9 protein-coding genes are annotated in these 9,690 nt (G+C 69.4%); 3 read left to right on the top strand and 6 right to left on the bottom strand.

The features are described 5' to 3' along the window. Positions 1–1,762: fumarate hydratase (locus tag ACNFOC_RS44585; RefSeq protein WP_416964720.1), on the bottom strand; the 1,762-nt coding region annotated here is incomplete at its 3' end. A 195-nt stretch (positions 1,763–1,957) separates the two neighbouring features. Here ACNFOC_RS44585 and ACNFOC_RS44580 point away from each other — a divergent pair. Beyond that, on the top strand, positions 1,958–2,674 hold the full coding sequence (locus ACNFOC_RS44580) for a DUF1707 SHOCT-like domain-containing protein (RefSeq protein ID WP_416964719.1): 717 nt from the start codon (positions 1,958–1,960) through the stop codon (positions 2,672–2,674). A gap of 173 nt (positions 2,675–2,847) precedes the next feature. Continuing rightward, a complete protein-coding gene (locus ACNFOC_RS44575) occupies positions 2,848–3,222 on the top strand; it encodes a WhiB family transcriptional regulator (RefSeq protein ID WP_026150672.1) in 375 nt (124 codons plus the stop codon). Between the two features lie 179 nt (positions 3,223–3,401). Here ACNFOC_RS44575 and glpX read toward each other — a convergent pair whose 3' ends face one another. Further along, complete coding sequence (gene glpX / locus ACNFOC_RS44570; RefSeq protein WP_352180837.1) at positions 3,402–4,436, bottom strand: class II fructose-bisphosphatase; 1,035 nt, start codon at positions 4,434–4,436, stop codon at positions 3,402–3,404. A 126-nt stretch (positions 4,437–4,562) separates the two neighbouring features. Between glpX and ACNFOC_RS44565 the strand changes: the two genes are divergently transcribed. Then, complete coding sequence (locus tag ACNFOC_RS44565) at positions 4,563–5,084, top strand: DUF4245 domain-containing protein (RefSeq protein WP_416964718.1); 522 nt, start codon at positions 4,563–4,565, stop codon at positions 5,082–5,084. A gap of 94 nt (positions 5,085–5,178) precedes the next feature. On the opposite strand, the gene ACNFOC_RS44560 is transcribed toward ACNFOC_RS44565, so the two are convergent. The 4 genes from ACNFOC_RS44560 to ACNFOC_RS44545 all read right to left on the bottom strand — a co-directional run bounded on the left by ACNFOC_RS44560 (position 5,179) and on the right by ACNFOC_RS44545 (position 9,665). Next, positions 5,179–5,769, bottom strand: a complete 591-nt coding sequence (locus ACNFOC_RS44560; RefSeq protein WP_416964717.1) for a malonic semialdehyde reductase — start codon at positions 5,767–5,769, stop codon at positions 5,179–5,181. A gap of 971 nt (positions 5,770–6,740) precedes the next feature. Further along, positions 6,741–6,989, bottom strand: coding sequence for an exodeoxyribonuclease VII small subunit (locus tag ACNFOC_RS44555; RefSeq protein WP_416964716.1), 249 nt, complete (start codon positions 6,987–6,989; stop codon positions 6,741–6,743). Between the two features lie 26 nt (positions 6,990–7,015). Further along, positions 7,016–8,224 carry an exodeoxyribonuclease VII large subunit gene (gene xseA, locus ACNFOC_RS44550; RefSeq protein ID WP_416964715.1) on the bottom strand — a complete coding sequence of 403 codons (1,209 nt, stop codon included), beginning with the start codon at positions 8,222–8,224 and terminating at the stop codon, positions 7,016–7,018. Between the two features lie 58 nt (positions 8,225–8,282). After that, complete coding sequence (locus ACNFOC_RS44545) at positions 8,283–9,665, bottom strand: APC family permease (protein ID WP_416964721.1); 1,383 nt, start codon at positions 9,663–9,665, stop codon at positions 8,283–8,285. Positions 9,666–9,690: the final 25 nt, after the last annotated feature.

Raw genomic sequence — 9,690 nt, 5'->3', positions numbered from 1 at the left:
GCCGGCCAGGAGCAGGTCGACCGCATCTTCGGCGCCCTGCGTACGACGACCGCACCGGCCTCGGCGTCGACCTGTTGTGGGATCTCTCGTTGCAGCCGGAAGGCCGTTCCGGCACGGGAATATGCGTGAACGTAGGCTCGGGCGCCGGGTTCTGGAAGAAGTCGTTGCCCTTGTCGTCGACGACGACGAACGCCGGGAAGTCCTCGACCTCGATCTTCCAGACGGCCTCCATGCCGAGCTCCTCGTACTCGACGACCTCGACCTTCTTGATGCAGTCCTGGGCGAGCCGAGCCGCGGGCCCACCGATCGACCCGAGATAGAAGCCGCCGTGCGCGTCACACGCGTCGGTGACCTGTTTGCTCCGGTTCCCCTTGGCCAGCATCACCTTGGACCCGCCCGCCGCCTGGAACTGCTCGACGTAGGAGTCCATGCGCCCGGCGGTCGTAGGCCCGAAGGACCCGGACGCGTACCCCTCGGGTGTCTTCGCGGGACCGGCGTAGTACACCGGGTGGTCCTTCAGGTACTGCGGCATCTCCTCGCCCGCGTCCAGCCGCTCCTTGATCTTGGCGTGGGCGATGTCACGCGCCACGACGAGCGGCCCGGAGAGCGAGAGCCGGGTCTTGACGGGGTACTTGGTCAGCTCGGCGAGGATGTCGTCCATGGGCTGGTTGAGATCGATCCGCACCACGTCCTCCTCGGCGGAGTCGAGGTGCTCGTCGGTGGTCTCCGGGAGGAACCGCGCCGGGTCGGTCTCCAGCTGCTCCAGGAACACGCCCTCGGCGGTGATCTTCGCGACGGCCTGCCGGTCGGCCGAGCAGGACACGGCGATGGCGACCGGGCAGGACGCCCCGTGCCGGGGCAGCCGCACCACGCGCACGTCGTGGCAGAAGTACTTGCCGCCGAACTGCGCCCCGATCCCGATCCGTTGCGTCAGCTCGAAGACCTTCTGCTCCAGGTCCTTGTCCCGGAAGCCGTGCCCCAACTCCGAGCCCTCGGCCGGGATCTCGTCCAGGTAGTGCGCGGAGGCGTACTTCGCGGTCTTCAGCGCGTACTCGGCGCTCGTGCCGCCGACGACGATCGCGAGGTGGTAAGGCGGACAGGCGGCCGTCCCCAGCGAACGGATCTTCTCCTCAAGGAACTTCATCATGGAGCCCTCGTTGAGGACCGCCTTGGTCTCCTGGTAGAGGAACGACTTGTTGGCCGAGCCGCCGCCCTTCGCCATGAACAGGAACTTGTAGGCGCCGCCGTCGGTCGCGTACAGCTCGATCTGGGCGGGCAGGTTCGACCCGGTGTTCTTCTCGTCCCACATGGTCAGCGGGGCCATCTGCGAGTACCGCAGATTGAGGTTGAGGTACGCGTCGTAGATGCCGCGCGACAGGGCCGACTCGTCGCCGCCCTCCGTGAGCACGTTCTGCCCGCGCTTGCCCATCACGATCGCCGTACCGGTGTCCTGGCACATGGGCAGCACACCGGCGGCCGCGATGTTCGCGTTCTTCAGGAGGTCCAGCGCGACGAACTTGTCGTTGTTCGACGCCTCGGGGTCGTCGATGATCCGGCGCAGCTGTGCGAGGTGGGCGGGCCGCAGGTAGTGCTGGATGTCGTGGATCGCCTCGGCGGCGAGCTGGCGCAGCGCCTCGGGCTCGACCTTGAGGAACGTCCGCCCGTCGGCCTCGAAGGTGGAGACACCCTCGGAGGTCACCAGCCGGTACGGGGTGGTGTCCTCTCCCATGGGGAGCAGATCGGTGTACGCGAACTCAGGCATGTCGCCCATTCCTCTTTCGACAGACAGCGCGGCCAGCCGCCATTGGCGGGCACCGACCAGCGTAGAACCTGCCACTGACACCGAGCTTGTGAGGTAAGGCTCAGTTCCTCCGGGCATCGCCGTCACGCCAACGTTGTCCACACCCGTTGTCCACACCCCTAGTCGCGATCTATCGCGTTTCGGTACGCTGCTGCCGTGGACCTTCAGAAGCAGCCCGCATCCGCGCCCACGGCCCCGCAGCCCGCGCCCGCCGCCCCGTCGCTGCGCGCCTCGGACGCCGACCGTGACCGCATCGCCGACATCCTGCGCGAGGCCCTGGCCGAGGGGCGCCTGGACGCGGACGAGCACGCCGAGCGGGTCGAGGGGGTGCTGAGCGCCAAGACGGTCGGTGAGCTGGAGGTCTTCATCCAGGATCTGCCGGCCGCCCATGGGCACCGGGCGACGACCCCGTCGTACAGCCCGGCCCCGAACCGCCCGACGGAGGGCGCGATCCCGGCCGAGGCCGACGAGCACGTGGTGGCGGTGTTCAGCGCCGCCATGCGCAAGGGTCGCTGGCGCGCGGGGCGCCGCATGCACGCGTACGCCGTGTTCGGCAACGTGGAGATCGACCTCAGCGAGGCGATCTTCGAGTACCAGCAGGTCGTCATCAAGGCGATCTCGGTCTTCGGCAACGTCGAGATCCGCGTCCCGGAGAACGTGTCGCTGCGCGGCACCGGCGGCGGTGTCCTCGGCAACTTCGAGGTGGACACGCTGGACTCGCTGGAGCCGGACGCGCCCGTGATCTACGTCGACGGGTGGGCCGTACTCGGAAACATCGAGGCAAAACCCAAGCGGGGCAAGCTCGTTGCGGACATTCTCGATCGGGTTCAGCGCAAGGTCGACAAGAATTTGCGCAAACACCTGGACCGTTGACGGTTGTGAATCGGGACACATGTGGAGCTGATCGGTCCACGCCCGTCCGACCCTGACAACGCACAGAAGTTCCCGGAAACCAGCGGTTCGGAACTCAGTGCATAGGCGCGCGCACAGCGGGTAGGCCTTGCTGCATCGTCTCTCGCTCGCGAAGCCGTCGTCAGGAGTAGACCGTGCTGCAACCGCCGCATTCGTCCCTGCAGGTAGCTGCTGTTCCGGCTCAGCGGGTGCCTGCGCGAGACAGGGACCAAGACGCTCCCTGGCACACCGAAGCGGTGTGCCGGCGCGACGAGGCCGGCCTGTTCTTCGCACCCTCCAAGGAACCCACCGCCGCCCGACTCTCCCGCGAGGACGCCGCCAAGCGCGTCTGCGCCCGCTGTCCGGTCATGGTCGAGTGCCGAGAGCACGCACTCCTGCAACCCGAGCCGTACGGCGTCTGGGGCGGCCTCACCGCCGCCGAACGCCGAGTCGTCCTGGCCAGGCGCCGCCGCCGCGACCTGGAACTCCAGAAAGCCCGCGCGGCAGGCCGCATAGCAGCGGCAGGCTGACAAAAGGCGCCCCCTCCGCACCAGGGGGCGCCTTTTTCATTGCCCGGCGGGCCACTCACGAAGGGGTGCCTTCTGATCGCCGGGTAGAGCAACTAACCAAGGGGCGCGGGGAACTGCGCGACCAGCCACGGCGGACCTGTAGCCGCCAACGGTCCGCAGCACCCCATCGGCTAGGCGCGTTACTTGGCCCGATCAAAGTCAATCGCGCTGTACGCCCGCAACTTGCTCAACCGGTGCTCCGAGTCGATCCGCCGCACCGTCCCGGACTTCGACCGCATCACGATCGAGTCGGTGGTCGCGGTCTCCGACCGATACCGCACACCCCGCAGCAACTCCCCGTCCGTGATCCCGGTCGCGACGAAGAACACGTTCTCGCCCGACACCAGGTCATCGGTGGTGAGCACCCGGTCCAGATCGTGCCCCGCGTCCAGCGCCCGCTGCCGCTCGGCATCGTCCTTGGGCCACAACTTGCCCTGGATCACACCCCCGAGGCACTTCACGGCACAGGCCGAGATGATGCCCTCCGGGGTGCCACCGATACCGAGCAGCAAGTCCACGCCGGTACCTTCGCGCAGCGCCAGGATCGAGCCCGCGACATCGCCGTCGGAGATCAGCTTGATCCGCGCACCGGTCTCCCGGATCTCCTTGATGATGCCGTCGTGCCGCGGCCGGTCCAGGACGACGACAGTGACGTCCTCGGGCGTGACCCGCTTGGCCTTGGCGACCCGGCGCACGTTCACCGAGATCGGGGCCTCGATGTCGACGAACTCGGCCGCCTCGGGCCCGGCGACGAGCTTGTCCATGTAGAAGACCGCGGACGGGTCGAACATCGAACCCCGGTCCGCGGCGGCCAGTACGGCGATCGCGTTCGGCATGCCCTTGGCGTTGAGCGTGGTCCCGTCGATCGGGTCGACGGCGATGTCGCACTCCGGCCCGGTCCCGTCACCGACGCGCTCGCCGTTGAAGAGCATCGGCGCCTCGTCCTTCTCGCCCTCACCGATGACGACGACGCCGTTCATCGAGACGGTGGAGACGAGGGTCCGCATGGCACGCACGGCGGCACCGTCGGCGCCGTTCTTGTCACCGCGCCCGACCCAGCGGCCCGCGGCCATCGCGGCGGCTTCGGTCACCCGGACGAGTTCCAGGGCGAGGTTCCGGTCGGGGGCCTCGGAGGGGACTTCGAGTTCGGACGGCAGATGATGATGCTCGGTCATCGGAGCGCACCTTTCTGATACGACGACGGCCGGATGAGGGTATGACCCCGACTCTATCGCCAGGCAGACAAAATGAGCAGGGGGGCCCACGGATGAGCGGACCAGGGCACCTGCGACGATAGGGACGTGGCAGGTTCGAACGGTAAGCAGAAGACGGTCCGGGACATGATCCTCTCCCTGGGCCTGATCGGGATCGCGGCGGCGATCGTCTACATCTTCATCCCGCACAGCGACCACGCTCCCGACGTCAAGCGGGTCGACTACCGCGTGGAGCTGCTCACGGCACGCCGCGCGGCGCCGTACCCGGTGGCGGCCCCGGAGGGCCTGTCCACGACCTGGAAGGCGACCTCGGTCAGCTACGACGGCGCCGCGTTCGACGCCTGGCACCTCGGGTTCAGTGCCCCTGGCGGACAGTACGTGCAGATAGAGCAGTCGACTCAGAAGCCCGCAGACTTCATCGACACCGCCAGCCAGGGCGGCACCGCGACGAAGACGACCGAGAACATCGACGGCCGCTCCTGGACCCGCTACACCGGCGGCCGCTACGACGCCCTCGTGCTCGCGGACAAGGGGTCGACGACGGTCGTGGCGGGCACGGGGTCGTTCGCGCAGCTGACGGAGATGGCGAAGGCGCTGAAGACGAAGTAGGCGAAGTAGGCGAAGTAGACGGACGGTTGCGGCGAAGGCCCCCGGCGCGGTGCCGGGGGCCTTCGTCATGTCGTCCGTCGCTGCCGCTCGGTGCTCAGACGGTGGTGACGACCTCGTCGTAGGCCAGACGCGGGGAGCGCGGGAACCAGGCGTCCGGGCCCGGCTTGCCGATGTTGATGACGACGAACGGGGTGTGGTCGCCGTCCAGGAACTCCTTCTGGACGCCCGCGAAGTCGAGACCGGTCATCGGACCGGCGGCGAGGCCGGCGGCGCGGATGCCGATGATGAAGTACGCGGCCTGGAGGGCGGCGTTCAGCGCGGCGTTGCCCTCGCGGACCGAACGCTCGCCGAAGACGGCGTCCTTGGCCTGCGGGAAGTGCGGGAACAGGTTCGGCAGTTCCTCGTGGAACTCGTTGTCCGCGGAGAGGATCGCGACCAGCGGGGCGGCGGCGGTCTTCTTCTGGTTGCCCTCGGCCAGGTGCTTCACGAGGCGCTCGCGGGCCTCGGGGGAGCGGACCAGGGTGATGCGCAGCGGCGACTGGTTCATGGAGGTCGGGCCGTACTTGACCAGGTCGTAGATCGCCTGCACCTGCTCGTCCGTCACCGGCTCGTCGGTGAACGTGTTCGCGGTGCGGGCCTCGCGGAACAGCAGGTCCTGGGCGGTGGGGTCAAGAACGAGAGACATACGTGAACTTCCTCGGGTGGCCGGGAACCGGATTACCGGACCGCGGTCCGGATCGGCTGACAGGACAGACCGTACGCGATGGAAGGTTCAACGTTCAACCAAAACCGGAGCGAGGTGATCCGCATCACAGGGAATCGCCGTGGGGGCGGCTTGCCAGGGGGTGGCTCTTGCTGGCGAGTGGTCGGCGTTGCCGGCAGCGGGCGGCAACGGGCGGCGGGTATCGGCTGGCCGCCGTCACTGACGGGTGCGTGCGGACGCGGTTCGCTGCTTGCCGCCGGCTGTCGTAACTCGCCGTCCGCTCTCAGTAGTTGCCGACTGATCGCCGGCGCTGCCAACCAGCGACCGCCGCGATTCGCTGTCCGCTGCCGGTGGGCGCTGTTCGCCGTCCGCTGCTGGTTGTCGGCTGCCGATACTCGGCTTCGGCTGCCGGCCGTTGCCCAACTGCTCGCCGACGCTGACAACTGCCGACCGCTGCGACTCGCTGTCGGCTGCTAGTTGGCGCCACTTGCAGTCCGCTGCCGACTGTTGTCGCTCGCCACCCGCTGCCAGTCCTCGCCCGCTGGCCGTTGCTGGCCCCGGGCTGGCTGGCGCTGCCCATTGGCGGCCGCTGCGGCTTGTCGTCCACTGCCAGGGAGCGCTACGTGCGGTCCGTCGCTGATTGTCGGCTGCTGCGACTCGCTGTCGGCTGCCAGTCCTTGGCCGCTGGCCGCTGCTGGCGCGGCGCCGTCGCTGACAGTTGGTGGCTGCTGTTACTCGCTGGCAGCGGGTGCTACTCCCCGTCTGCCGCTGGTTGTTGGCGCTTGTTTTCGCCATCCACCGACAGTCGTCGGCTGGCGGCCCCTACGGCTTGCTGCCCGCCGTCAGCTGGCGCTACTGGGATCCGCTGCCCGCCAGCCGCCAGCCGCCAGCCGCCAGCCGCCAGCCGCGCGAGCCGCCCGCCGCGAGCTCCCCGCTCTCGCTCCCCGCTCTCGCTACTCGCCGTCGCCGTCCGCCCCTGAGGCCGAGCCCGCATCCTCTTCCTCCGCCAGCGCCGCGTCCAGCCGGGCCCGGGCCCCGTCCAGCCAGCGGCGGCACACCTTGGCCAGTTCCTCGCCGCGCTCCCAGAGTGCGAGCGACTCCTCCAGCGTCGTACCGCCCGCCTCCAGCCGCCGTACGACCTCGATCAGCTCGTCGCGTGCCTGCTCGTACCCGAGCGACTCTTCCGTCACCTTGCTGGTCATCCGCCCACCCTATGCATCAACAGGAACTACGCCTCGACCCGAACCGTGAACTCGCCCTCGGCGACCCGCGCGCGGAGCTCCTCGTCCGCGCTCACCTCGTCCGGGTCCCGGACGACATGCCCGTCGGCCCGCTGGAGCACCGCGTACCCCCGCTTCAGGGTGGCCGCGGGGGAGAGGGCCACCACGCGCGCGTGCGTGTGGGTCAGCTCCGAGTCGGCGCGGTCCAGGAGGTGGCCGAGGGTGCGCCGGCCGCGGTCGAGGAGGGCGGCGACATGATCCGCGCGTTCGTCGATCATCCGGTGCGGATCCTGTATCGACGGCCGCGACAACGCCTGCGCCAGCCCGCGCTCCTCCCGGTCCACGAACGCGACGACACACCGCCGCGCCCGGTCGCGCAGCTGCCGTACGCGCTCGTACTCCTCGCCGACGTCCGGTACGACCTTCTTCGCGGCGTCGGTGGGGGTGGAGGCGCGCAGGTCGGCGACGTAGTCCAGGAGAGGGTTGTCGGGCTCGTGCCCGATCGCGGACACGACGGGAGTGCGGCAGGCCGACACCGCCCGTACGAGCTGCTCGTCGGAGAACGGCAGCAGGTCCTCCACACTGCCGCCGCCCCGCGCCACGATGATCACGTCCACGCCGTCGAGCGCGTCCAGTTCCTTCACGGCCTGCACGACCTGCGGCACGGCGTGCACGCCCTGCACGGGCACGTTGCGCACCTCGAAACGGACGGCGGGCCAGCGGTGCCGCGCGTTCTCCAGGACGTCCCGCTCGGCGGCCGAGGCACGTCCGCAGACCAGCCCGATCAACTGCGGCAGGAACGGCAACGGCTTCTTCCGGTCGGCCGCGAACAGCCCCTCCGCGGCCAGTGACTTCTTCAACTGCTCCAGCCGCGCGAGGAGTTCACCCACCCCGACCGGCCTTATCTCGGTGGCCCGCAACGACAACTGCCCCCGCGGCGCGTACCACTCCGGCTTCGCGAGTACGACGACCCGCGCGCCCTCGCTGACGACATCGGCGATCTCGTCGAACACCTGCCGGAAACAGGTCACGCTCACCGAGATGTCGTACGACGGATCACGCAGTGTCAGGAAGACGACGCCCGCACCCGGGCGCCGCGACAACTGGGTGATCTGCCCCTCGACCCACACCGCGCCGAGCCGGTCGATCCACCCGCCGATCAGCCGGGAGACCTCACCGACGGGGAGCGGCGCGTCCGGAGCCGTGTTGAGAGCCATGCGCCCGAGAGTAACGGCCGGTACTGACAACGCGGTCGAGGTGAGGAGCGTGTGACCCTCAACTGGTCTCCGTGTCGGCCTTGTTCCGGTTCCTCTGCACCGCGAGCACCACCAGCCCGACCGCCAGCCAAATCGCCCCCACCACCTGCGCCGTCCCCGACGCCTCCACGATCACGGCGATGGTGATCGCCGCCCCCAGCACCGGCACCAGCACGTGCCGCCACCACACCACCGGGCCACCCTGCCGCCGTACCGCGAACCAGCCCACCACGCTCGCGTGCAGCAGCGTGAACGCGGTCAGGGCGCCGATGTCGACGACCGAGACCAGGTGGTCGAGGCCGTCGTCGCGGCGGGCCGCCCAGACCGCGGCGATCAGGGTGATGGCGGCCGCCGAGAGCAGCGCGACCCGCGGTACTCCGTCGTCGGTCTTCGACAGGGCGCGGGGGAGGCGCCGGTCGCGGGCCATCGCGAACACCAGGCGGCCCGCCGCGGCCTGCCCGGCCAGGGCCGCGAACGCCGCGCCGATCGCCTTGCTGACGGCGACCAGGTTGTGCAGCCAGTCGCCGACCGAGACGTCGACCGCGTCGTAGAACGCCGTTCCTTGTTTCCCCGCGTCGGCGGCGAGTTGTGCGGATGTCGTCGGCTCCAGGAGGGCGACCAGGTACGTCTGGGCGATGAACAGCACACCGGCCAGGGCGAGGCAGAACAGCAGCGCCCTGGCGACCTTCTCGGAGCCGCCGGTGACCTCCTCCGCGAAGGTGGCGACCGCGTCGAAGCCCAGGTAGGACAGGACGGCGACCGAGACCGCGCCGATCACCGCCGACAGCGCGAACGCGCCCTGCGTGCCGTCCCCGGACAGCGGTGACAGCCAGCCCCGTTCGGCGCCGTCGCGCGCGAGGACGACGATCGCCGACACGATGAAGATGATGAGGACGACGATCTCCATCGCGAGGACCAGGAAGCCCACGCGGGCCGCTGCCCGCACACCCCAGAGGTTGAGGCACGTCGTGATGACGACGGCCAGCGCGGTCCACACCCACCGGGAGACGTCCGGGACCAGCGCGTTCATGGCGATACCGGAGAAGAGGTAGGCGACTGCGGGGATCAGGACGTAGTCGAGCATCGCCATCCAGCCGGCGATGAACCCGGCTTCCTTGCCGAGCCCCACGCGCGCGTAGGCGAACACCGAGCCCGCCTGAGGGACGACCCGCACCATCTGCGCGTAGCTGAACGCGGTGAACGCCATCGCGACCGTGGCCACGATGTAGACCAGCGCGACGGCGCCGTGCGATTTGGCGTCCAGGGTGCCGAACACGCCGACCGGTGCCATAGGGGCGATGAACAGCAGCCCGTAGACGACGAGATCGCGGAAACCGAGGCTGCGCCGCAGCTGGGTCCCGTCGCCGGCCGTGGTCGTCGTGTCCGTGCCCGTGTCCGCCATCTCGCGTCTCCCGTACGTCGTGCCC

Origin of the sequence: Streptomyces colwelliae (genome assembly GCF_048158785.1) — a bacterium.
GTDB lineage: Bacteria > Actinomycetota > Actinomycetes > Streptomycetales > Streptomycetaceae > Streptomyces.
The sequence above is the reverse complement of the archived record's forward strand: the minus strand, read 5'-3'. Positions and strand labels throughout refer to the sequence as shown.